At 70.7% G+C, this 23055-nt stretch carries 18 protein-coding genes; 11 read left to right on the forward strand and 7 right to left on the reverse strand.

Going from position 1 to position 23055, the window contains the following annotated elements:
* The first annotated feature begins 82 nt into the window (after window positions 1-82).
* The 6 genes from JQX13_RS33055 to JQX13_RS33080 are packed head-to-tail and all read left to right on the forward strand — an operon-like array spanning window position 83 to window position 10999.
* Window positions 83-4723: a methyltransferase domain-containing protein gene (locus JQX13_RS33055; protein WP_203403457.1), complete on the forward strand. Its 4641-nt coding sequence runs from the start codon at window positions 83-85 to the stop codon at window positions 4721-4723.
* Window positions 4724-4738: 15 nt separating this feature from the next.
* The gene (dapF, locus tag JQX13_RS33060; protein WP_203403458.1) at window positions 4739-5593 is read left to right on the forward strand and encodes a diaminopimelate epimerase; all 855 of its coding nucleotides are present in this window, start codon (window positions 4739-4741) and stop codon (window positions 5591-5593) included.
* A 37-nt stretch (window positions 5594-5630) separates the two neighbouring features.
* On the forward strand, window positions 5631-7481 hold the full coding sequence (locus tag JQX13_RS33065; RefSeq protein WP_203403459.1) for a GGDEF domain-containing response regulator: 1851 nt from the start codon (window positions 5631-5633) through the stop codon (window positions 7479-7481).
* Between the two features lie 15 nt (window positions 7482-7496).
* Window positions 7497-8999, forward strand: a complete 1503-nt coding sequence (locus JQX13_RS33070) for a DUF4388 domain-containing protein (protein WP_203403460.1) — start codon at window positions 7497-7499, stop codon at window positions 8997-8999.
* A 45-nt stretch (window positions 9000-9044) separates the two neighbouring features.
* On the forward strand, window positions 9045-9692 hold the full coding sequence (locus JQX13_RS33075) for a zf-TFIIB domain-containing protein (protein ID WP_203403461.1): 648 nt from the start codon (window positions 9045-9047) through the stop codon (window positions 9690-9692).
* On the forward strand, window positions 9689-10999 hold the full coding sequence (locus JQX13_RS33080) for a sensor histidine kinase (RefSeq protein WP_239014001.1): 1311 nt from the start codon (window positions 9689-9691) through the stop codon (window positions 10997-10999). The genes JQX13_RS33075 and JQX13_RS33080 overlap by 4 nt, the downstream gene beginning before the upstream one ends.
* On the opposite strand, the gene JQX13_RS33085 is transcribed toward JQX13_RS33080, so the two are convergent.
* Window positions 10996-11331, reverse strand: coding sequence for a hypothetical protein (locus tag JQX13_RS33085; RefSeq protein ID WP_203403462.1), 336 nt, complete (start codon window positions 11329-11331; stop codon window positions 10996-10998). The genes JQX13_RS33080 and JQX13_RS33085 overlap by 4 nt on opposite strands.
* Window positions 11332-11377: 46 nt before the next feature.
* Here JQX13_RS33085 and JQX13_RS33090 point away from each other — a divergent pair, with 46 nt between their 5' ends.
* Window positions 11378-12694, forward strand: a complete 1317-nt coding sequence (locus JQX13_RS33090) for a tetratricopeptide repeat protein (RefSeq protein ID WP_239014002.1) — start codon at window positions 11378-11380, stop codon at window positions 12692-12694.
* 38 nt (window positions 12695-12732) lie between these two features.
* Here JQX13_RS33090 and JQX13_RS33095 read toward each other — a convergent pair whose 3' ends face one another.
* A complete protein-coding gene (locus JQX13_RS33095; RefSeq protein WP_203403464.1) occupies window positions 12733-13629 on the reverse strand; it encodes a class I SAM-dependent DNA methyltransferase in 897 nt (298 codons plus the stop codon).
* 148 nt (window positions 13630-13777) lie between these two features.
* Here JQX13_RS33095 and JQX13_RS33100 point away from each other — a divergent pair, with 148 nt between their 5' ends.
* Window positions 13778-14584 (forward strand): SDR family NAD(P)-dependent oxidoreductase, encoded by an 807-nt coding sequence (locus JQX13_RS33100; RefSeq protein WP_203403465.1) that lies wholly within the window; start codon window positions 13778-13780, stop codon window positions 14582-14584.
* A gap of 3 nt (window positions 14585-14587) precedes the next feature.
* Window positions 14588-14755 (forward strand): rubredoxin, encoded by a 168-nt coding sequence (gene rd, locus JQX13_RS33105; protein ID WP_203403466.1) that lies wholly within the window; start codon window positions 14588-14590, stop codon window positions 14753-14755.
* 5 nt (window positions 14756-14760) lie between these two features.
* Here rd and JQX13_RS33110 read toward each other — a convergent pair whose 3' ends face one another.
* From JQX13_RS33110 to JQX13_RS33125, 4 genes are all read right to left on the reverse strand, one after another.
* A complete protein-coding gene (locus JQX13_RS33110; RefSeq protein WP_203403467.1) occupies window positions 14761-15351 on the reverse strand; it encodes a DUF2378 family protein in 591 nt (196 codons plus the stop codon).
* Between the two features lie 211 nt (window positions 15352-15562).
* Entirely contained in the window at window positions 15563-16051 is a 489-nt protein-coding gene (locus tag JQX13_RS33115; RefSeq protein ID WP_203403468.1) for a hypothetical protein, read from the reverse strand.
* Between the two features lie 116 nt (window positions 16052-16167).
* A complete protein-coding gene (locus JQX13_RS33120) occupies window positions 16168-17466 on the reverse strand; it encodes a M16 family metallopeptidase (protein ID WP_203403469.1) in 1299 nt (432 codons plus the stop codon).
* Window positions 17463-19004: a sensor histidine kinase gene (locus tag JQX13_RS33125; RefSeq protein ID WP_203403470.1), complete on the reverse strand. Its 1542-nt coding sequence runs from the start codon at window positions 19002-19004 to the stop codon at window positions 17463-17465. Before JQX13_RS33125 ends, JQX13_RS33120 begins: the two co-directional genes overlap by 4 nt.
* A gap of 114 nt (window positions 19005-19118) precedes the next feature.
* Here JQX13_RS33125 and JQX13_RS33130 point away from each other — a divergent pair, with 114 nt between their 5' ends.
* A complete protein-coding gene (locus tag JQX13_RS33130) occupies window positions 19119-20702 on the forward strand; it encodes a kelch repeat-containing protein (RefSeq protein WP_239014003.1) in 1584 nt (527 codons plus the stop codon).
* An 83-nt stretch (window positions 20703-20785) separates the two neighbouring features.
* Here the strand turns inward: JQX13_RS33130 and JQX13_RS33135 are convergent, their stop codons facing one another.
* Entirely contained in the window at window positions 20786-21823 is a 1038-nt protein-coding gene (locus JQX13_RS33135; protein ID WP_239015401.1) for a cell envelope biogenesis protein TolA, read from the reverse strand.
* 279 nt (window positions 21824-22102) lie between these two features.
* On the opposite strand from JQX13_RS33135, the gene JQX13_RS33140 reads away from it, so the two are divergent.
* Window positions 22103-22987, forward strand: coding sequence for a 2-oxo acid dehydrogenase subunit E2 (locus JQX13_RS33140; protein ID WP_203403472.1), 885 nt, complete (start codon window positions 22103-22105; stop codon window positions 22985-22987).
* The last annotated feature ends 68 nt before the right edge of the window (window positions 22988-23055 follow it).

The following is a 23055-nucleotide window of genomic DNA, read 5'->3' on the forward strand; positions in this document are numbered from 1 at the left end:
TCCGGGCGGGGAGGCGATTTCCCGGCTCCGGTCCTTTCCTTGGGACAACCGTCCCCAGGGCTATACTCGGCTGCCCGACCTCATGCATCCCACATTCCGCCGCCTGGGGACCAGCGAGCTGTTGCCCCGGTACATCTTCGCGGAGAGCCTCTTCGCACGCCGACGCGTGTTGGAGGTCGACGCCGTTGCCACCACCGGTGGCGAGAGCGCGCGCTTCCTCCTCGAGCGTGGCGCCCGTACCGTCGTGGCCTGTGACGCGGACCTCAAGGCGGTCGAGGCGGCCCAGAAGGCCCATGGCAGCGCCACGTTGCGCTACCGCGCCAACGTCTACGACGACCTCGAGCCCGGCAGCTTCGACCTGGTGTTGGTGGCGGACCTGGCTCCCTACGTGCGCGCGCCCACGCTGCTCGCGGAGCTGGCGCGGCTCGTCGGCCGGCAGGGCTACCTCCTCGGCGGCCTGCGCAACACGGCGGGCCTGGCCCTCTGGCAGCTCATGGAGGTGGAGGAGGGCGTGCCGCCCACGTACGGGCAGCTGCTCGACGCGCTCTCGCCGCACTTCACCCAGGTGGAGGTGGCCACCCAGTCCCCCGTGTTGGGTTATCAGCTCGCCTTCGAGAAGGGCGATGGCCTCCAGGTGGACGGCACCCTCATCCACGGCGGCGAGGCGGCCTACTTCGTGGTGGTGGCCGGCCAGGAGCCCGCCCGCATCGTGGACCCCACCTGGGTGCAGCTGCCTCCCGAGCCGCTCGCCTTCACCCGCGGGAAGCTGGACGAGGTGGCCCAGCGTGCCAGGGGCTGGGAGGAGCGCACCGGGCGCCTCAAGGAGTCCCTCACCCGGATGCGCGCGGAGCTGACCGACCGCGAGACGGAGCTCGCCCAGCTCAAGCCCTCGCTGGAGATCGCTCGCAATGACGTGGCCCGGCTCACCGCGCAGCTGGAGCAGGCGCGCGGCACCCCCGAGGCCGCCCGCGAGCGCGACGAGCTGTCCTCCCGCCTGCGCCGCACCGAGCTGGAATTGCAGGTGGCCCTGGAGCGCGTGACGGACGCGGACCGGCGCCTCGCCCAGCAGCGGCTGGAGCTGGAGGCCGCGGAGCGCGCCCGGAAGGAGGCGGATGTCCAGGCCCTGGGCGCCCAGGAGGCGTTGCGGCTGGAGCGCGCGCGCCGCGAGGAGCTGAACACCTCCCTGGAGGAGTCCCGCGAGCGCCTCACCCAGGCGTACACCCAGCTGCGCGAGCTGCAGGACGAGCTGGCCGGCCTGCGTGTCGAGCGCGAGAAGGACAGGCTCTCCTCGGAGCGCGCGCGGGAGCAGTCCGAGGAGCTGCGGCGGCAGGTGGAGGCGGCTCGTGAGCGGGAGCTGCGCATCGCCGAGCAGTACTCGACGGCGCTCGCCGCGGTGGAGCTGCTCAAGTCGGACGTGGCCCGGGCCGAGCGCGCGCGCGAGGAGGCGGAGAAGTCGCTGCGCCTCCAGGACGCGGACCTGGCGCGCGTGACGCGCGAGGTGGAGGACGGTGCCCGGCGCGTGTCGGCCGCGGAGGCCGCCCGGCGGGACGCGGAGATGCGCCTCACCGCTCGCGAGGCCGAGTGGCGCGGGTTGGAGACGGAGCTCACGGCGGCTCGCGCCACCGTGGAGCAGCTCACGGCCGAGGTGGACGCCCGCTCACGCGCCGAGGCCAACACCCGGGCGATGGCGGCCCAGCTCGAGCAGTCCCTGCACGAGCTCCAGGGTCGCCTGGCGTCGATGGAGGAGGAGCGGGTCCGCGCCGCGGTGGAGCTGGAGGAGTCCATCGACGAGGAGCGCCGGCGCGCCGAGGAGCGGCTGGCGCAGGCGGTCGCGGTGGAGCGGGCGAGGGCGGAGGAGGCCGAGGCCGGGTTCGCGCGGGAGAGAGCCGCGCGCGAGGCCCAGGAGCGCCGCGCCGAGGAGCTCGAGAATCAGGTGGCGGTGGAGGCCGGTGCGCGTGAGGACGCCGCGCGGGCCCTCGCCGAGCTGGAGGCCCAACAACAGCAGTGGGCCGACGAGCGCGGTGCCCTGCGCCGGCGCGTGGTGGAAGTCGAGTCCCTGCTGGCGGAGCTGGAGCGGGTGCGGGCCTCGGACGTGGAGTCCATCTCCCGGCTCGACGCGGCGCTGAAGGCGACGCAGGGCTCCATCGCGGCGGAGCAGCAGGCGCGGGCAACCGCCGACGAGGAACGCGAGCAGGCCCTGGCCGAGCTCGAGTTCGAGCGGCAGGGCAGGGTACGGCTGGAGGAGGCCGTGTCGCGGGCCCAGGCCGAGCTCGCGGCGGAGCAGCAGCGGCTGGAGGCGGCTCGGGAAGAGCTCTCGCGGACCCGCGCCGGGCTCGAAACCGAGCGGCAGCTGCGCATCGAGTCGAACGAGGAAGGGGCGCGCACCCGGTCCGAGCTCGACGAGGAGCGCCAGCAGCGGCTCCACGCGGAAGAAGTGCTGAAGCGGGCCCGGGCGGCGCTGGAGGCCGAGCGGCAACGCGCCACCCAGCTCGAGTCCGCGCTGGAGTCCGCGCGGCAGGCACACGGGGCCTCGGAAGAGTCCTTCGTCCAGGTCCGCGCCGAGCTCGACACCGAGCGGAGTCAGCGCGCCGAGGCCGAGGCATCGCTCGCGGCCGTTCGTGCCGAGCTGGAAGCGGAGCGCGAGGGCAGGGCCCGCTCCGAGGAATCGCTCGAGACCCTCCGTGCCGAGCTGGAAGCGGAGCGCGAGGGCAAGGTTGCTTCCGAGGCGTCGCTCGAGATCCTCCGTGCCGAGCTGGAAGCGGAGCGCGAGGGCAATGCTGCTTCCGAGGCGTCGCTGGCGCTCGTCCGGACGGAGCTCGACACCGAGCGGCGGCAGCGGACCGAGGCCGAGGAGTTGTTCGCGGCGGAGCGCCAGGAGGCGGAGGAGCTGCTTTCCCAGGTGCGTGCCGCGCTCGAGGCGGAGCAGCGGGCTCGCGCGGAGGCGGAGAGCGGGCTCGTGGAGCTGCGCTCGACGTTGGAGGCGCTGCGGAGTGCGCTCTCGGAGCTGGAGGTTTCGCGGGCCGAGGTCCGTGCCGAGGCGGAGTCCCTACGGCAAGAGCTGCTGTCCGAGCGCACCTCACGCACGGCCCTGGAGAAGTCGCTGTCCGAGGCGCACGCGGACCTGGAGTCCGCCCGGGCGGGGGCGGACGAGCGCGAGCGGGCACGGCTCGAGGCACTGGAAGCGGCCCGGCAGGAGTCCTCGGCGTTGCGCGCGGAGCTGGAGTCGGCCCGGCGCGAGGGGACGGAGCTCGGCGCCTCCCTGGCGGAGCAGAAGCGGCTCGTCGAGGAGCTCCGGGCACGCGAGGAAGCCATCTCTTCCGAGCGCGAGGCCCGCAAGCGCGACGCGGTGGAAGTCCGGATGGAGCTGGAGGGCCTCCAGGACGAGCTCGCGAAGAAGGAGCAAGAGCTGGCGGCGCTGCGGGCCCAGGTGGCGCAGCTCGATGCCGCCCGGTTCCAGGCGCAGCAGGCCTCCATGGTGATTCAACAGGCCCACCAGGGCCTGAGGGATCGGGACGCCCACATCGCGCACCTCCAGAAGGAGCTGTCCGAGGCCAATGCCCGGCTCTCCTCCGAGCACGAGCAGATGGAGCTGCTCACCGTACAGCTCGAGTCGGCGCGGCGCATCGCGGGCAAGGCGCCCTCGCTCGAGTCGGCCCTTCAGGAGGAGCGCGAGGCGCTCGGGTCGGCCCGGGCCGAGTTGGAGAAGGCTCGTGCCGGGTTGGAGACCGCACACGCCGATCTGGAGACCCTTCGCGCCGAGCTGGTGCAGGCGCTCGCGGCGGGTCAGGCGGAGCGGGAGCGGGTCTCCGCGGCGGAGCGTTCGGCGAAGGAGCTCGAGTCCCGGCTCGCGGAAGCGTGGGCCGAGCTGGAGGCCGCGAAGGAGACGCAGACCGGGCTGACGGCCCAGGCGGAGGAGACGGAGCGCCTGGCGCGGGAGCGCGAGGTGTCCATCCTGGAGAAGCTGGGCGAGCTGGAGGCCCGGGCGGAGGAGACGGAGCGTCAGGCGAGGGAGCGCGAGGCGTCCGCGGAGGCGGAGCTCGCCGAGCTGCGGGCCCGGGCGGAGGAAGCGGAGCGGCGGGCGCAGGCCCGGGAGAGCTCCACGCAGGCGGTGCAGGAGCAGTTCGCGAAGCTCGAGGCGGAGAAGGGCACGCTCATGTCCGAGCGCGAGCGGCTCAATTCGGACCTCACGGTGGCTCGCGCGGCGCGCATCCGCCTGGAGGGCCGGGTGACGGCACTGGAGGCGGCCTCCGCCGAGGCCGTGAAGTTCCTGGATGCCGAGCGCGCGGAGAAGACGAAGCAGCAGCAGGCCGTCGAGGCGCTGACCGCCCGTCTCCAGTCCCTCGAAGCGGAGCGGGCCGGACTGCGGGAGAAGATCAAGCAGCTCGAGACGCGCAAGCCGGTGTCGGACTCCGAGGCGATCCTGGAGATGTCCGAGGAAGTGGAGCGGCTGCAGAGCGAGATCGATGCCCTCCAGGCCACCGTGGCCGAGCGCGACGCGGCCCTGGCGGAGCAGAAGCGCCTCCTGGAGGCCAGGGAAGCCGAGCTGGCCCCGCTCAAGCGCATGGCGGCTCGCAAGGGTGCTGATACCGTCCAGGACATCTACGCGCGCGCCAACGCCGAGCTGAACGCGGTGAAGAATGAGTTGCTTCGCCGCCCGAAGGGGGGCACATCCGTTCCAGCCCCCACGTCCACGCCGAACCCGAAACCCGACGAGCAGGGCTGAAGTCAGATCACGAGCATGAGCACAACGGCAGAGTTCTTCTTCAAGTATCACGGCCTCGGCAACGACTTCATCGTGCTGGATTGCCGTCAATCCGGAACGGACATCGATGCGGAGTTCTCGCGCCAGGTCTGCGACCGGCGCCGGGGCGTGGGCGCGGACGGAGTCCTCTGCCTGCTGCCGTCGGAGACCGGCATGGCTCGGATGGTGGTGCACAACGCCGATGGCAGCATCGCGGAGATGTGCGGCAACGGCCTGCGCTGCGCGGTGAAGTTCCTGGTGGACCACTCCGGTGAGAAGCCCGAGCGCATCGAGGTGGAGACGGGCGCGGGGCTCCTCTCGTGCAAGCCCGGCTACGGCGTGGACGGCGTCGCCGAGGTGGAGATCTCCATGGGGCCCGCCCGGCTCGTGGCGCCCAACCTGCCCTCGGGCGCCAGCGGCCAGCCCTTCCTGGACGCTCCCGTGCCTGGCTACTCGGGGCTGCGCGGCCATGCCATCAGCATGGGCAACCCGCACCTCGTGTTGCTCGACCAGCCGCTCGAGGACGCCAGCCGCCTGGGCCCCGAGCTGGAGCGGCACCCCGGCTTCCCGGATCGCACCAACGTCGAGTTCGTCCGGGTGGACAAGGACGGCCTGACCGTCGTGGTGTGGGAGCGGGGCTGTGGCCTCACCGAGGCCTGCGGCACCGGGGCCTGCGCTGCGGCCGTGGCGGCGGTGCTCGCGAAGAGGCTCCCGGCGGATGCCTGGCTGCGTGTCACCCTGCCGGGCGGGGACCTGCACATCCAGGTGCCCTCGGACCTGTCGGACGTCCGTCTCCGCGGTCCCGTGTCCTTCGTCTTCACGGGCGTTGTTCCGGATCTCCCGGGCCGGTAACCTCCGCCGTCCACCTCCCCCCGTCGAGTCCACCGCCGTGGCTGGTCCCATTCTCGTCGTCGACGACGACAACTTCTTCCGGCAGCTCGCCTCCGACATGCTCACCCGGAGGGGTTATCGCGTCGTCGCGGTGGAGAGCGCCGCCGGGGCCCTGGAGGAGGTGGCGCGCGAATCCTTCGACGTGGTCATCACCGACGTGGTGATGCCCGGGATGGACGGCTTCGCCCTCACCGCGAGGCTGCGGGAGCGGGATCCCGACCAGGAGATCATCCTCGTCACCCAGCGCACGGACGTGAGGGGCTCGGCCATGGCGCTGAGCGCGGGCGTGGCCGTGGTCCTCACCAAGCCCGTCGACGAGACGGACGTGTTGCTCTCCGTGGAGCGGGCCGTGGAGCGCGCCCAACTGCGCCGCGAACGCAGCCAGCTCCAGACGGAGAACCTCGAGTTCGCCCGCTACCAGAACCTCCACCAGCGGTGCCTGGAGTTCCTCTCCCAGCCGGATCTCGAGTGGCTCCAGGAGCGCGTGGCCGCCGAGCTCGCCTCCGTCTGCGATGCCCAGAGCGCCGCCCTGTGGATCGCCGATGACCGGGGGCACCTCGTCCTGCGCGCCTACCGCGGCCTGCTCGACAGGCAGTTCCTCGCCGAGCGCATGAGCCCGGAAGGGCCGCTCGGCAACCGTCTGCGCGAGGCCATGCCGTGGATCGCCCGCGACGAGCGCTCGCCGGTGCTCTACGTCCCCTTCGTCATCAGTGGGGAGATCATGGGCATGGCGCAGCTGTCGGATCCGCTCGCCGGTGACTTCCGCACCGAGCACGTGCGCTACGCGAAGATCCTCGGCGACTCGGCGGCGGTGGGCGTCAAGAACGGCCGCCGGATGCTGGCGCTGCAGCGGCTGGGGCTCCGGGATCGTGACACCGCCGCCTACAACCTCAGCTACTTCACCGACTATGCCTCCAAGGAAATCTACAAGGCGCGGCGCTACGGGCGGACGTTCTCGCTGCTGACGTTCAGCGTGGACAACCTGCCCATGGTGCGCATGCGCCTGGGGGCGGCGGACGCGAAGCTCGCGGTGCGCGGCATCATCAAGGCGTTCTCGCGCATCGTCCGCGACTCGGACGTCATCGCCAAGGCGAGCGATCAGGAGTTCTACCTGCTCCTGCCGGAGACGGACTTCTTCGGCGCGATGATGTTCGTGCGCCGCGCCCTGGCCGCCGTGCGCGAGGAGCCGGAGGCGCAGGAGGTGGAGGCCCGCCTGCCGCTGGCGCTGGTGGGAGGGGCGAGCACCTTCCCCAAGGATGGCGAGGACTTCGACGAGCTGGTGCACCGCTGCCGCCGGCGCATGGACGAGCGGCGCTGCTCGCTGCAGCGCAAGCTGATGCTGGACACGCTGCCCTTCTGGGACGAGGTGGATCTGCTGCTCGGCAACGCCTCCAGCCCCAAGCTGCCGGTGGAAGAGGGCGCCGAGCCCTCGCGCCGCGGCAAGGTGAGCGACGTGCTCTTCGACGAGCTGCAGGCGGAGATCGCCCGCGAGCTGATGCGCGATCCGAGCTCGCGCGGGCTGTTGTACGTGGGCAGCCCCGAAATCAAGGCGGATCTGCCCATCGCGCTGGGGCTGGAGTCGGCCCCTCCCGACATGTCCTCGCGCGTCTATCTGCTGGGGCGGCGCGCGGACATGGAGTCGCACCCGGCGCTCACGCCCGTCTTCCTGGAGGGGGACGAGCGCATGGGCCGGCACGAGTTCATCCTCTGGCTCTCGGAGAACGCGGCCTACGCGCTCATCCAGCGCCGGGGGCTCGGCGCCACCTGGGGGTTCCACTCGTCGGACACCGCCGTGGTGGATGGGCTCATCACCCGGTTGCAGTCCGAGTACGACCTGCAGCCGTACTGATCCGGAGGAGCGACCGTGGCCCAGGTGCGAAAGATCCTCATCGCCGATCCCGATCTCGAGTCGGTCCGCCCGCTCTCGCGTGCCTTGCGCACGCGAGGCTACCAGGTGCACTACGCGCCGGACGGCTCGCGCGCCCTGGAGGTGGCGGTGCTGCGCCACCCGGACCTCATCCTCTTCGATGAGGCGTGCCGGATGCTGGACGCGCGCACCTTCATCAACATCCTGCGCACCAACCCGCGCACGGATGACATCCCGGTGGTGGTCTCCACCGGCCAGTTCGAGGCGGACAAGCTGCGCGGCCTGCGCGACGGCTTCCTGCGCAAGCCCTTCAACATCGACGAGGTGCTCTCCCGCATCGAGCACGTCTTCCGCCGCAACGAGGCGGCGAAGGATCTCAAGACCGATGTCCAGGAGATCGAAGGCTCGCTCAGCCAGCTGAGCATCCCGGATCTGATGCAGATCCTCGGGATGAACAAGCGCAGTGGGAAGCTGACGCTGGAGCGGGGCAACGAGCGCGGGGAGATCGTCGTGGCGGAGGGCCGCCCGGTGAACGCGCGCGTGGGCCGCGCCGAGGGAGAGAAGGCCCTCTTCCGGCTGCTGGTGTGGACCGAGGGCTCCTTCACCTTCTCCCCGGGAAACACCGGGGGCAAGCCCCGCATCCAGCGCGCCGTGGACGACGCCCTGCTCGAGGCGATGCGGCAGGCGGACGAGGTGAACCGGCTGCTGCCGGGGCTGCCGGCGCGCAACACCCGGCTGGTGCTCGCGCCCGAGGCGGACCTGACGCAGGACCAGCACCCGGTGACGGCGCAGGTGGTGGAGTTGTTGCGCCAGCCGCGGGCGCTCGGCGAGGTGCTGGACCTGGCGCCGGCCACGGACCTGGAGGTGGTGGGCGTGCTGCACACGCTCCTCCAGAAGGGCGTGGCCCGGATGTCCGAGGGCGAGCGGGAGGAGGGGACGGGTCCGCTGCTGGGGCCCGCCGAGCTGCACGCGCTGCGAGGGCGCATCCTCCGGGGCCGGGGTCCTTCTCGCGAGGCGACCGCGAAGCTCTTCGTCTGCGGCAGCGGCCCGGCGGTGGCACGGCGGTTGCTGTCCCAGCTCCCCGACATCGCGGCCGTGGCCGCCGACCCTCCGGCCGTGAAGAGCGGCTTCGGGACGCTGGGACGGCTGGACCTGAACGAGCTGCTGCACCTGGACTTCTGCGTGCTGCCTCCCGCCGAGGCGGCCAGGCCCCTATGGCGGCCGTTCAGCACCGGGGCGCTGGGGGCGCTCCTCTTCGACACCTCGGAAGCGGCGGTGCGGCTGGCGCACTTCCTGGCGTGGGACATCCGCATGCCGGTGGTGGTGGTGGGGCACCCCGTCCCGGCGGAGCTCCAGGGGGCTCCCGCGGGCGCCACCAGTGTGGGGGAGGAGCTCACGGAGGCCCTGCGCAACCTGCTCATCCTGGCGCTCAACCCGGCGCCCCTGTTGCCCGGTGTGCCACAGGCACAGGTCCCGCGGGCTCCCGCCACCGCCGGGTAGGAGCCTTCTCGCACTCGGAGAGAACGGGTCGTAGGATCTCCGTCCATGACTTCCGAGAGCAAGTGTCCCGGCTGTACCCACTCTCTCCAGGCCTTCAGCCCGCGGACGCCCTCGGGCGCCGGACTCGAGCTGGAGCGCTGTCCCCAGTGCGGAGGATGCTGGGGCGCGCGCGGACGCATCCAGAATGCCTTCGGCGCCGCCGCCCGGCACCAGCTCATCGGCGGCTTGACGGTCCGTAACTGCGTGGAGTGTCGGATCCTCATGACCCCCGCGGTGCTTCCCTCCAACGTCACCGTCGAGGTGTGCTCGGCGTGCCATGGCATGTTCCTCGATGCCGGGGAGCTGGAGCAGCTCGGAGTCCGGGACCCCGGCCGCTCCCCCGCGCGCGCCGGCCTCCCGAAGCCCGCGGGCACGCCACGTCCCACCGTCGCCCCTCCGCCTCCGCCTCCCAGGCCGATTCACGAGGAGCACGAGCCCCCCAGCGTCCTGGTCGACCTGGAGGACGAAGCGCCCACCGAAAGCGCGGGCACCTTCGAGTGCGTCGAGTGTGGTCAGCGCAAGCCCCTGCGTGAAGGACAGGCGCTGCGGGACGGCCTGGCCTGTCGCGCCTGTATGAAGGCGCGCGTGGTGGGCCGCGAGAACGACGAGGCGTTCAGCCTGGGCAACCTCTTCCGCGGGCGAGCCAGGTCTTGAAGTTCCCCCTCTTCGACAGAGTGAGTACGGCCCCGGGCAGGAAGTCCCTGGTCTTCGCCGCGGTCCTCCCGCTGCTGACCCTGCTCGACGTATTCACCTTGCCCGCCATGCGTCTGGACGCGTTCCTGGCGCGAGCGTCCTGGGCCCTGGAGTTGGTGGCCCTGGCCCTGCTGTTCGAGCACGCCGCCGAGAAGCAGCGGCGCTGGCTCATCCTGGGTCATTGCGCGCTGGGCAGCTTCTTCTACCTGTCCCTCGTCTACACCACGGGGGGGCTCGAGAGCCCGTACGTCCACCTCGTGCCCACCCTGCCGCTGCTGACGGCCTTCACCTATCCCGAGGAGTCGGGCTCGGCCGTGGCCTGCGGTATCGGGTGCGCGCTGGTCATGATGGCGCAGGTGCCGATGGGGACGGCCTCCTTCGCCCAGACCGCGGGGTGGTTGTCCATCCTGGGGTCGGCCACGTTCTTCGGGGTCTTCGGCTCGAACCAGTTCCGCAAGGCCGCGGCGGCGCAGAACGAGTCCCGCCTGGAGCGGGCCCGCCGCGAGACGCTGGAGAAGCTCGCCAGGGCCGAGCTCAAGCGCACCCAGTCCGAGCGGCTGGCCACCGTGGGCCGCCTGGCCGCCGGCGTGATGCATGAGATCAACAACCCGCTGGCCTTCGTCCGCGCCAACATCCACTTCATCGAGACCGAGGTGCTCGCCCAGCCGCTCTCCGCCGAGCTCCGTCAGGAGTTGGAGGAGGTGTTCGCCGAGACGAACGCGGGCATGGACCGCATCCAGCAGATCATCACGGACCTGAAGGGCTTCTCCCAGAGCATGGACGCGGAGGCCGCGTCCGAGTGCGAGCTGCTGGGGGTGGTGGAGGACGCGGCGCGCCTGGCGTCGATCCGGCTCAAGAGCGTGGCGACGCTGAAGGTGGAGGTGCCCGCGGCGCTGCCCAGGGTCTTCATCACGCCTCGGCGGCTCGCGCAGGTGCTGCTCAACCTACTCGTCAACGCCGGTGACGCCCTGGAGGGGGCGCGTGTGTCCCAAGGGGAGATCCGCGTGCGGGGCGAGGTGCGGGGCGAGCGCGTGGTGCTGCTGGTGGAGGACAACGGTCCGGGTTTCCCGCCGGATGTGTTTCCGCGCCTCTTCGAGAGCTTCTTCACCACCAAGGGCCCGGAGAAGGGGACGGGCCTGGGCCTGTCCATCTCCCGCGATCTGGTGGAGCGCTTCGGTGGCTCGCTCGTCGCGGAGAACCGTCAGGAGGGCGGCGCCCGCCTGCGCATCGAGCTGCCCATCCATGCTCCGGAGAAGGCCGGGGCCTAGAGGTCTCCCTCGAGCGCGTCGCGCACGCCCGGCAGCTGGGCGAGCAGCTCCAGCTCGGCGGCTTTCAGATGGGACACGCGGCGTCCGGCGATCCGCTCGAAGTGGAGCTCGATGCGGTGCTCGCCCTCGTCGTTGACGTGGCGGAAGAGGCGGGCACGCCGGCCCTCCCGCACGCAGGCGAGGATGTCCTTGTGGATGCTGTTCAGCCGGCGATACACCTTCAGCGCCATCCGACCCTCGGGGGTGTCGAACGTGTGGAAGTGCCGGTTGCGCGACAGGGGCCGCGCCGGATCATGGAGCCTCTCCACGAGGCGCCTCACGAATGGGTCCATCGACGGCGCAGGATAACATCCGCTACCCTCCATCTCAGCGATGCATTTGAAACTTCCCCGCCCGCTCTGGGCCCTGCCATTGTTGCTCTCGCTCGCCTGCAAGGACCCCGAGACGCTCTCGGTCCAGTCCCGGGAGAGGAAGATCCAGGCGAAGATGGACGAAGGTCGTGGCCTCATGACCAGCGGCCAGCCCGAGCTGGCCGCGAAAGCCTTCACCGAGGCCGCGGGCCTGATGCCCGACAGCACCGAGCCGCTCATCGAGCTCGCCGAGGCCCAGCGCCGGGCGGGCAACACGGGCGCGGCCATCCTGGCCCTCAAGCAGGCCATGGCCCTCAACCCCGCCGAGGCCCCCGCCATCAAGCGCAAGCTGGCCGAGCGCTACAAGCATGACGGGCGCATCCGCGAGGCCATTGGCGTCCTGATGGAGCTGCGCGACACGGATCAGCTCGAGGACACGGACGTGCTCGAGCTGGCCCACCTGCAGACGATGGAGGGCCAGCACGAGGCCGCCTTCAAGACACTGGAGCGCATCCAGCAGGAGCGCCCGGACGACGTGAACGCCAAGGTGGTGGAGGCGGAGATCCTCCTGGCCAAGGGCGACGAGGTGCTCGCCGCGAAGCTGATGGATCGGCTCCTGGAGGAGCAGCCGGGGCTCGTGTCGGCGCGGGTGCTGCGTGCCCGCTACTTCCTCCAGAGCGGCTATGCGGAGTACGCCGAGCAGGATCTGGCGCAGGTCCAGGGCGAGGGGGCCATGAACCCGGAGCTCGTCTCGGTGCGGGCGCGGGTGCTCTCCACGCTCGATCGCCACAAGGACGCGGAGGCCCTGCTCTCCAAGGCGGTGGCCCTCTACCCGCAGAACGCGGAACTCATCTCCCGGCTCGCCGAGACGAAGCTGGCGCTGGGGAACAAGCTCGAGGCCCTGGCGAAGGTGGAGCAGGCGCTGAAGGTGCAGCCGGATTCGGCGCGTGCCCTCTATGTGCGGGGCCGCGTGCAGGAGGCCCAGGGAGACATGAAGCGCGCGAAGGAGGACTTCGGCTACGCGCTCAACGAGAACCCCCGCTTCGCGCCGGCGCTCTCGCGGATGTGGCGCCTGCAGCGGCAGGCCGGTGAGCGGGAGGAGGCCATGGCCACCCTGGAGCGGCTCGTCGGCGTGGGCGAGGCCTTGCTGGAGGAGAAGGTGGCGCTCGCCGATCTGTACGCGCAGGCCCGGATGAAGCCCGAGCAGGGCCTGAAGCTCATCGGCGAGGCGCTCAAGCAGGACGCGGCCAACATTCAGTACCTGGAGATCCAGAAGGAACTGAAGAAGGCACTGCCCCGGAAGAAGAAGTCGGGGCCCATCATCATCCGCGGTGGGCGGCGCTGAGCGTCGCGGCCCGGGAGGCGCGGCATGTCGCGCGCGGCTCAGCTCCCGGTCAGCACCACCACGTGGCCGATGACGGGCTGACCCGCCTGCCTGCGCAGGATGTCCTCCCGTTCCACCACCGGACGCAGGCCCACCGCGCTGGCGCAGCCGCGCACGTAGTCGAGGTGGTGTGCATAGCGCGCGCTCGGCAGGAGCCGGTACCCCGGCTCGGTTCCCTTCTCCACGGTGAACGCGAACAGGCCTCCGGGCGCGAGCCTTCGGGCCGCGCGCTCGAAGAGCGGCTCCAGCGCGCCGATGTAGACCAGCACGTCCACGGCGACGATCAGATCGTGGTGGGCCGTGGAGGCGCCGAGCTCCGCGGTGATCTCCCCGGCCCGCAGCATGTCGTAGACGCCGCGCTCGCGTGCCTTGGCCAGCATGCCCGTCGAGAGGTCGATTCCCTCCAGGCGCCGGGCGAAGGGCCGCAGGAGTGGACCGGCCAGCCCGGTGCCGCAGCCCAGGTCGAGCACATCGAGCGCCTTCCGTTCACCGAGCACCGCGCGCACCGCGTCCATGAGCCGCTCGGGCGCGCGGTAGGCGAGGAACCCGCGCAGGCTGTCATCGAAGCTCGGGGCGTAGACGTCGAACAGCGCGGTGACATAGGCATCGGCCGATCGCTCCGGTGGCGTGCTCCCGGTCTCGGCCGCTTCGAGGTAGGCGATCACCGAGTCCATCGCCTCCTGGGGGACCCCCATGTCACGGCAGCGCCGCGCGTGGAGCTGCCGGCGCAGGGGTGCCTCCTCGTCGGCCCTCCCGAGCTCCCGGAGGAGGGAGACCAACATCTTCAGGGCGTCCTTGTCCTCGGGCTGTTGCTCGAGCTGCTCATGCAGGGCCGCCTCGGCCGCCTGGGTCTCCCTCCGGGACCACAGCACGTGGGCGCCGTACGTGGGGGGCACGAGCTCCGCCCCTTCGAATCCACAGGCTTCCAGACGCGCACGCCAATCGATGGGGGAGGGTTTCATTGAGTGAGTGAGGCACAGGGTACACCCCGAGAGCTCCACAAGACCATTGACGCGGTGCGCACTCCCTGGGAAGCGTGGCGTCATGGACAGCATCGAGCGGGCGCGCAGGTACGCGGTGGTGACGGGGGCTTCCAGCGGCATCGGCCGGGAGCTGGCGGCGGTCCTCGCGCGTGAGGGGTACGCGTTGGTGCTGGTGGCCCGGCGCTCCGAGCCCATGCGGGCCCTGGCGGATCAGCTCCAGCAGGCCCATGGGACTCCCTCCGTGGTGGTGGGCGCGGACCTCGGTACACCCGAGGGCGTGGCCACCGTGATGCGCGAGGTGAAGGAGCGCCATCTCGACGTCGAGGTCCTGGTGAACAACGCCGGCTTCGGTCTGGCCGGGCCCTTCGCCGAGCTGCCCGCCGAGGGACAGCTGGGGATGATCGATCTCAACGTCCGGGCGCTCACCGCGCTCACCCGCGAGCTCGTGCCGGGCATGGTGGCGCGGGGGGGCGGGTACGTGCTCAACGTGGCGTCGACGGCGGCCTTCCAGCCAGGCCCGCTCATGTCCGTGTACTACGCCACCAAGGCGTACGTGCTGTCCTTCTCCACCGCGCTGCACGAGGAGCTGCGGGGCCGGGGCGTGACGGTGACGGCCCTGTGCCCGGGGTTCACCGACACGGAGTTCGCCGCGCGGGCCGCGGAGCACCAGCGGCCCCGGCTCTTCAGCGGACCTCTCGGAAGTGGAGATGCGCGGCAGGTGGCCGAGTCCGGCTACCGGGCCATGAAGCGAGGCAGGGCGGTGGTGGTGCCCGGGCTTGTCAATCTCCTGGGCACATGGTTCGTGCCCTTCGCCCCACTGGGGCTGAAACTCCGCCTCACCCGATACCTGAACGCGAGCGAGACCTGATCCATGAACAAGCGCTACCGCTGCACCATGTGTGAGTACATCTATGATCCGGCCCAGGGAGATCCCGACTCGGGCATCGCTCCGGGGACGCCCTTCGAGCAGATTCCCGAGGACTGGTACTGCCCCCAGTGCGGGGCGACCAAGGCGGACTTCGAGCCGCTCGAGGAGTAGCCGGCTCAGACCCTGCGGCGCAGCAGGTAGACGACGTGCTGCGAGCCGGGCTCGATGGGCTGCAGCTTGCCGCTCTCGAATGGCGCGCCGACCAGCGCCATCATCCCGTCCATGGTGCCGTTCATGAAGTACGGGTCGATGCCGTGTTGGGAGCCGAGGGCGGCGTGGAACTCGGGCATGACCTCGAAGATGACCTCGAGGGAGCCATCTGTCAGGAAGCGGGTCCGGGCCGCCAGGAAGTTGGTCCCCGACTGCAGCCCGCGGGAGATCCGCGTCAGCGAGCGCTCCCAGCCGAGCATCCGGAGCATCGCGAATACGGCCTTGCCCATCGTGGTCTGGCCGTAGCCATCCACCACCAGGCGGCCGATCCGATAGCGGGCCTGCTCACTGGGGAGGTCTGGATGGAGGACCTCGGCGCAGACACGCAGGGCGGCGAACCAGGTCGGGATGGAGTAGGCGACCAGGAACGGCTGGTCCAGATCGATGCCGATCGTCTTGAGTCGTCGCCGGGTGCTCTCGTCGAGCCGCTCCTTGATGCCGTGCTTGAACAGCGCTTCCACCACCTGACTGAAGATGACGGGTTCCTTTTGGGTCACGACGGCTGTCATCAGCATCGGAGCGTCCCTGGGACGAAGAGGACCTGGTGCAGGGGCGCTCCGAGCAGGGTAGCCCCTCGGCGGGGCCTCTACCACACCTTCTCCGGGAAGTTGATGTCCCGGAGTGGACGCCTGGAGTGGGATCCCTCCGGGAAGCCTCGGGCGATGTCAGGGGTGCTTCATCGACTGACGAGTATCTGACGATCGGCCGTCAGAGAGGCTCGGGTAACAGGGCGTTGCAGAGGTCGAGCACGGCGAGGACGTCCTCCTTGACGACGAAGGCCTCCGACCGCCCGCAGCTCTCCTTCTCGGGGTCGGTGTAGTAGAGCCGTGACTCGCCCGAGTCATCCACGAGCCGGAGGTTGAGCGAGGGCACATCGTTCCAGCAATCGCCGGGCTTCGAGGTGTCATCGAGCTGGATGTGCGCGAGGAGCTCCTCGTAGCGGGCGGCCTGGTCGGCGGAGAGAAGCCGCTCGTCCTCCTGCCAGCGTTGGCCGCCGGGTCCGTTCTCTCTGATGGTCCTGATGAGCTTCCGGGTGGAGGAGTTGAAGGTGCATTCCGTGACGGACGTCGCCATGCTCTCCGTCAGCGAGACGGTGGCCTCGCGGGTGCTCGCGGTCCAGACCGCGCCCTCGGAGCCTTGGAGTGGTTCACAGCCGGCCAGCAGGAGCAGGGGAACGAGCCATCCCATCTTCTTCATGTCGCGAACCTCGGTGGAGTGTGTCCCGCCGGTGTGCAATGGCCGCGCCGACGTGGGTGCCAGAGAGGAAGCGGAGGATTGCGCGAAGGGGGCCGCTGGAAATCCGAGAGCCGGTGTCAGACTTTCGAGGTGGGCAGCCCCTCGGCGGTGTCCACGACCTTCTCCAGGGCTTTGATCCCCTTGCGCTGGCCCACTGCCACCACGGTGAGGTTCTCCCGGGCGAAGTAGCGCCGGGCCACGTCGCGCACGTGGGCGGCGGTGGCGGCGTCCACCAGGTCCGCGCGCCGGCCGAAGGACTCGGGGCGGCGGAACAGCTCCGTGCCGCCGAACCAGCCGGCCAGCTCGCCCGGCGAGTCCTGCGCGAACTCCAGCAGCATCCGGTGCCGCCGCTTGGCCCGCGTCAGCTCCTCTTCGCCCACCTCCGTGCCGCATAGCTCGCCCAGTACCCGGAACATCTCCGCCACCACCACCGAGGCCCGGTCCGGAGCGCTCGCGGCCTCGATCTCGAAGATGCCCGCGTCGTGGAAGGCCTCCAGCGAGGCATGCACCGAATAGGCGAGCCCGCGCTTCTCCACGATCTCGAAGGGCAGCCGCGAGGACAGCCCGTCATCGAGGAAGCGCCGCAGTAGCTGCAGGGCGGGCCAGTCCTCGTGGTGCTCGGGGACGGTGCGGAAGCTCAGGCGGAACTCCGTCTGGGCCTCGTCGTGGGTGACGACGTGGAGGAGGGGACCCGCGGGCGTGGGGGGCGGCGGGATGTCGAGGCTCTCGGGGCCCTGGGGCAGCCGGGCGAAGTGCCGCTCCACCAGCGCGAGCACCTCGTCGTGCTTCACCCGGCCTGCGGCCGTCACCACCAGGTTGCCGGTGACGTAGTGGCGCGCGAAGTGCTCGAGCACCTGCGCGTGGGTGAGCGCCGAGACGGACTCGCGTGTGCCGGCGATCTTGAAGGCCAGGGGGTGCTCGGGGAAGAGGATGCGCTTGGACAGGTTGTCGATGTCGATGTCCCGGCCCTTCTCGTCCACCTCGTCGAGCATCTCCTCGAGGATGATGCTGCGCTCCACCTCCATGTCGGTGAGCTTGGGGCGGGTGAGCATGTCGCCGAGGACGGCCAGGCCCACGTCCAGGTGCGCCGGGTGCAACGGGGTGTAGTAGTAGCCGTGGTCGCGCGTGGTGACGCCGTTGAGGTTGCCGCCCGCCTCCTCCACGGCGGTGTTCATCTTGATGGTGTCCGGCCAGCCCTCGGTGCCCCGGAAGAAGAGGTGCTCGAGGAAGTGGCTGACGCCGTTGTTGGCGGCCGTCTCGTGGCGGCTGCCGGTGCGCACGTACACCGCGAGCAGGGCGGTGTGCAGGTGGGGGGTCTCGACGGTGACGACGCGCAGCCCATTGGGCAGGACGTCGCGGTGGTAGGTGAAGCTCATGCGCGGGGAAGCCTGACGGAGAAGGTGGTGCCCCGGCCGGGCTCGCTCTGACACGAGAGCGCGCCGCCGTGGGCCTTGAGGATCTGCTGGCAGACGGCGAGCCCCAGGCCCGTGCCGTCTTCCTTGGTGGTGAAGAAGGGTTCGAAGATGCGTGAGCGCTCGGCCTCGCTCATGCCGCGTCCGGTGTCCTGGAGGGCGACCTCCAGCTCGTGAGCGTGGACGCGCGTGGCGATGGTGAGGCGGCCTCCATCGGGCATGGCCTCGCGGGCGTTGCGCAGCAGGTTGAGGAACACCTGGCGCAGCTGACCCTCGTCGGCGAGGGCCCGCGGGGTGTCCGGGGAGAGCTCGCGCACCACCTCCACGTGGGCGCGCTCCAGCTCCTCGCGAGAGAAGTCCAGCACGCTGGCGAGCACGTCGGTGACGTCGGTGGGCTCGAGGCTGGGCCGGGGCGGCCGGGCCATGCGCAGGTACTGCTCCGTCACCTCGGTGAGCCGGTCCACCTCGCGGTTGATGGCGGCGAGCAGCTCGCGTGCCTCGCGGGCTTCCTCCGGGGAGTCGAAGGTGGCGTGCTCGAAGGCGTCCTGCATGAGCTCCACGTTGAGACCGATGGAGGACAGGGGGTTGCGCACCTCGTGGGCCACCTGCGCGGAGATGCGGCCCACGGCGGCGAGCTGCTCGGCGCGCATGAGGGCCTCGGCCTGGGCCTTGAGCTGGGCCTCGCGCGCCTGGAGCGAGCGGGCCATGGCGTCGAACTCGCGGGCGAGCACCGCCACCTCGTCCTCACCGCGCACGCCGAGCTGGGCGCTGTAGTCGCCGCGGCCGATGCGCGACACGCCCTCGATGAGGGTGCGCACCGGGCGCAGCGTGCGAGCGGACCAGGCGGTGGCGCCCAGGCCCACGCCGATGGCCAGCACGGACAGGGTGATGATGGCCAGGCCCGTGCGCCGCTCGCGATCCTCGGCCCCGTCCACGCGCTCGCGGATGCGGTTGTTGAGAGCGGCGCGAAGGAAGCGGATGTCGCGGCCGATGGAGGTCTCCTGCTGGCGCAGCTCGGTGGTGGCGTGGGACACGGCCTCCGGAGCGGGAGTCTCGTTGGAGAGCACCGTGAAGACGGCCTCCGCCGCGCGTCCGTATGCCTGGTAGCGCTTGGAAAGCTCGCCGATGCGCGACTCCAGATCCTGGACGAAGTGCACCTCTCCTGCGGGGGCCAGGGCGCGCACCTCGCGGGCACGGGCCTGCGCCTCCTGGAGCCGCTCGGCCATCAGGGAGGGGAAGTACAGCCGGGCGAGCCGGATGAGGGCCCGCCGTGTCTCGACGCTGCCTTCCTCGAGCAGCCGCTCGGTATCCTTCTCCTGGTTGGTGTGGAAGGACTCGAGCGTGGCCGCGTCCTGGGAGAGCTGCAGGTAGCCCTGGCTCACCAGGCGGATCTCCAGCCGGTTGCGGTGGAGCTCGGCGACGCTGAACAGAGACACCGCGCCGAAGGTGACGAGCACCACCGCGTAGCCGAGGAATATGCGGGTGGCGAGCGAGAGCTTCATTCAGGAACAGGCGCCGCGTTGACCACGGCTGGAGGGCATCGCTACGCTCGCGACGGTCCGAGCGCAAGCCATCTTTGCCTGCGCCGTGGCCGGAAACCGCAAAAGGGGAACGCCATGGGGCGGAGTATCAACGGGTGGACCTCGCCCGTCCGGAGGGGCAGCCGACAGGGCAGGGCCCGGTCGCCAGGTTGGAAGACGTGGGTGGTCGCGCTGGGGCTCGTTTCTGGCTGTGGGCCGCGGGAGGCGCGCTACGAGGCGGAGCTCCTCCCCCAGGCGTGTTCCGGGACGCCCGCGCTGGACGGGGTGAGCTACCTGCGCTTCCGCGTCACCGGAGCGGGGATGGAGCCCGTGGAGCGCTACGTCCCGTTGGATCGGGGCACGGCGGAGCTGCCGGCCGTCCCGTCGGGCCCGGGGCGCGTGCTGGAGGTGCGCGGTTACACGGATCTGCCTCGTGCGGGAGGCCGCGTGGTGGCCCTGGGGCGCTCGCATCCCTTCGATGTGCCGGAGTCGGCGGACGCCAGCCACCCGAAGGTCCGCGTCGCCCTCCGCCGGGTGGGTGAGTACGTGCGGCCGGGCAGGTCGAAGGTATGCGTGGGGCTCTCGGAGCCCCGGGCCGGGCACACCGCGACATTGCTGGAGGACGGCCGGGTGCTGCTGGCCGGTGGCTTCCAGGTCGACTCGCGGGGAAACGACGCCACGCTCTCCTCGGCGGAGCTGTTCGATCCGGTGACGGGCACGCTGGAGCAGGTGCAGGGGCTGGGTTCTCCTCGGGCGTTCCACACCGCGACGCGGCTGCCGGATGGCAAGGTGCTGCTGGCGGGTGGCGAGGTGCAGTCGGTGGAGGGCTCGCTGCCCGTGGGCCATGCCCGGGTGCTGGATGTCGCGCGGGGGACGTCCACGGAGGTGGCGTTGAAGGCGGCGCGCAGCCACCACGGGGCGGCGGTGGACGCGAGCGGGCGGGTGCTGCTCGTCGGAGGCGTGGGCGCGGGGGGCGCGGTGGTGTCGGAGGCCGAGGGCTACGATTCCAGCACGGGCCAGGTGTTCTCCGTGAGCACGCCGGTGCCCCGGGTGGGCATGGGGGTGATGCCGGTGCGGGGCGGCCAGCGCATCGCCGTGGTGGGCGGCTCGGATGGGACGGAGTTGAGGCCGGAGGTGCTGTTCTTCTCGTACGAGGGCGGCTCCTTCGTGCCGGTGGGCGAGGACGCGCGGCTGCGGGAGCCCCGTCGCGACGCGGCGCTCGTCCCGTTCGGCGGGCCGGAGCGGCTGTTGTACGTGGGCGGCCATGACTCGCCTGACGCATCGCGTCCCGAGGACGTGCTGGGGGTGCGGTTCCTGCCGACCTCGGAGGTCGTCTCCCCGGGTGATGCATCACAGGTGACGGCCGGGCCCCAGGTGTTCGCCCGGAGCGAGCTGTGCGCGGTGGCACTGCCGGATGGGCGGGTGATGACGCTCGGAGGGCTCCAGTTCACCGCGAGCGGGCCCGTGAGCGACCCGCACGTGGAGCTGCTCGTGCCCGGGACGGACGGTGGCTCGACGGCATTGCTCGGGTTGAAGCCGCTGGAGCAGGCGCGTCACCAGCACACGTGCACGGTGCTGGAGGACGGCTCGGTGCTCATCGTGGGTGGTCTGGACGACAACGGGGTCCGGCGGACGACGCTGGGAGACCTGGTCATCTACACGCCGGTACCCCTGGACTGAACCCTCGGACCTCGGGGGCCCGGTAGCGGCCCGGGACCCCAGATACCCTCACCCCGACCCTCTCCCAGGGGGAGAGGGGAGTGTTACGCGGTCGGCGTCGTGGGATTCTCGTCCTGCTTGGACTCGCCCGTGGCGGGCTGTTCGTTGGACACGCCGGACTGCTCGGACGCGGCGGCGGCCTGCTGCTGCGCGGCCTCGGCGGCGGTCCGGGCCTGTGCGGCCTCCTCCACCTTGCGGTCGCTGGCCGCCATCTCGTCCGGCGTCAGCTCCGTACGCTCAGCCAACATGCCGGTCTTCTTCTCCAGGTCCTTGATGGCCCGGCGCAGCAGATCCCGCTCCAGCAGGGTGCGGTTCAGGCGCTTCTCGAGCGCCTTGTACTTGTCCTTCACCAGCTCCAGCTCGTTCTTGCTGGCGGCGAAGATGCGCTGCTGCGAGTCCGCGCGGCCCTTGATGCGCTTGAGCTCACGCTCCAGCTCGGCGGCCCGGCTGCGCTCCTTGTTCGCCGTCGCCTCCAGCCGCTCCATCTTCTCGCGGTCGGCGTCGTTCAGGTCGCGGTAGCGGCGCGGGCCCCGCTCCGGGGCCGGCTCGGCGGCGGGAGCGGCGGCGGGCATCACCGTCGTGGTCGCGGTCACCACGCGCTCTTCCGGCTGCGCGGGGGTGGAGAGCTGCTGCTGCGGCGCGGGCGCGGCGGCGGGAGCACCACCCCGGCGGCCACCCCGGCCCATCTCCATCTCGGACTTCAGCCGGGCGATCTCCGCCTCGGCCTGGGCCAGCTCGCCCCGGACCACCTCGAGCTGCATGGAGGCGTTGCGCTCCACCTCGGCGCGAGCGCGGGCCAGGTCCTTCTCGCCCTTCTCCGACTCCTTCTGCTCGTAGAGCTTGCGCTTGGCCTGCTTGAGCTGCTCCTTCACGTCCTGCAGCTGCGTCCGCTGTTCATCCAGCTCCTTGCGCTTACGCTCCAGGTCGGCCTCCAGACGCGCACGGGCCTTGGAGTCGGACTCCAGCTCGGCGGCCTTCGCATGGGTGGGAGGGGGCAGCGCCGTGGCCTGCTTCTGGCCGAAAAAGATGTAGCCGAGCGCCGCGAGGAAGAGCACCGAGACGACGACGAGGAGTACTTCCAGCACGAGGTTGACCTCCGGGGAGGATGCAAAAAGCGGCGCAGCCTAGCGTCAGGAGGCGGGACGTCAATAGCTCTCGTCGCCCGCTCCCTGGCCGGCGGAGCGGGCCCTACCTCGCCCGTCCTCCCCGTTCCGAGGGCGTGAGCCGCTCCTGGAAACCAGGAGTCCATGTGTTGACGTGCTCGCAGGGCCCGGGTGTCAGTGGGGCAGGGGGGCTTTCTCCGAGCATGGAAAAAGGGGTATTGCTGGAGGTCCCGCATCGTCTGGAGGCACCCCCGCGTCATGGCTCACCTGGAGCTCATTCCCAAGGAGAACGTCTCCAGCTTCCGCAAGCTCGCCATCGGAAGCTGGAAGACCTCGTACGACCCGACCGTCTACGGGACGATGACGCTGCGGATGGACAAGGCGCTGGCCTACATCGAGGCCTTCCGTCAGAAGACGGGCATCCGCCTCACCGTCACGCACCTGCTGGCCAAGGCCATGGCCGAGGCGCTGCGCCGCTGTCCGGACGCCAACGCCATCCTGCGCTTCAACAAGATCTACCTGCGCAAGCAGATCACCGTCTCCGCGCTGGTGGTGCAGACGGATGGCGGGAAGGTGGACCTGACCTCGGCGAAGATCGACGACGCGGAGCAGAAGTCGCTGCGGCAGATCGCCGCCGAGCTCGAGGCGGCGGTGCAGAAGGTCCGCCAGCGCAAGGACGAGATGCTGGAGAAGGGCAAGGGGACCGTTCAGAAGATCCCCTACATGTTCCTCAACCTCTTCACCTGGTTGATGTCCTTCTTCATGTACACGCTGAACCTGGACATGCGGTGGGCGGGCATGCCGCGGGATGCGTTCGGCTCGGCCATCATCACCAACGTGGGCTCGCTGGGGCTGGACACGGCGTACGTGCCGCTGGTGCCCTACACGCGCGTGCCCATCTTCATCGCTCCGGGCGCCATCAAGGACGCGGCGGTGGTGGAGAACGGGAAGGTGGTGGCGGGGAAGATCATGAACGTGAACGCGTCGTTCGATCACCGCTTCATCGACGGCTTCCACGCCAGCGTCCTGGCCAACACGTTGCGCGAGATGCTGGAGAACCCCTTCGAGCACTTCGACAAGATCGACGAGGTGGCCCCCTCGCTGCCGGCCGAGGTCACCCCGCCGGTGTCGGCCGTGGGCTAGTGGCGTATCCACGAAGTCCCTGGACGGAGTCCGAGGCTCCGTGGATGTCCCCTCTCCCGAAGGGAGAG

Origin of the sequence: Archangium violaceum, assembly GCF_016859125.1 — a bacterium.
Taxonomy (GTDB): domain Bacteria; phylum Myxococcota; class Myxococcia; order Myxococcales; family Myxococcaceae; genus Archangium; species Archangium violaceum_A.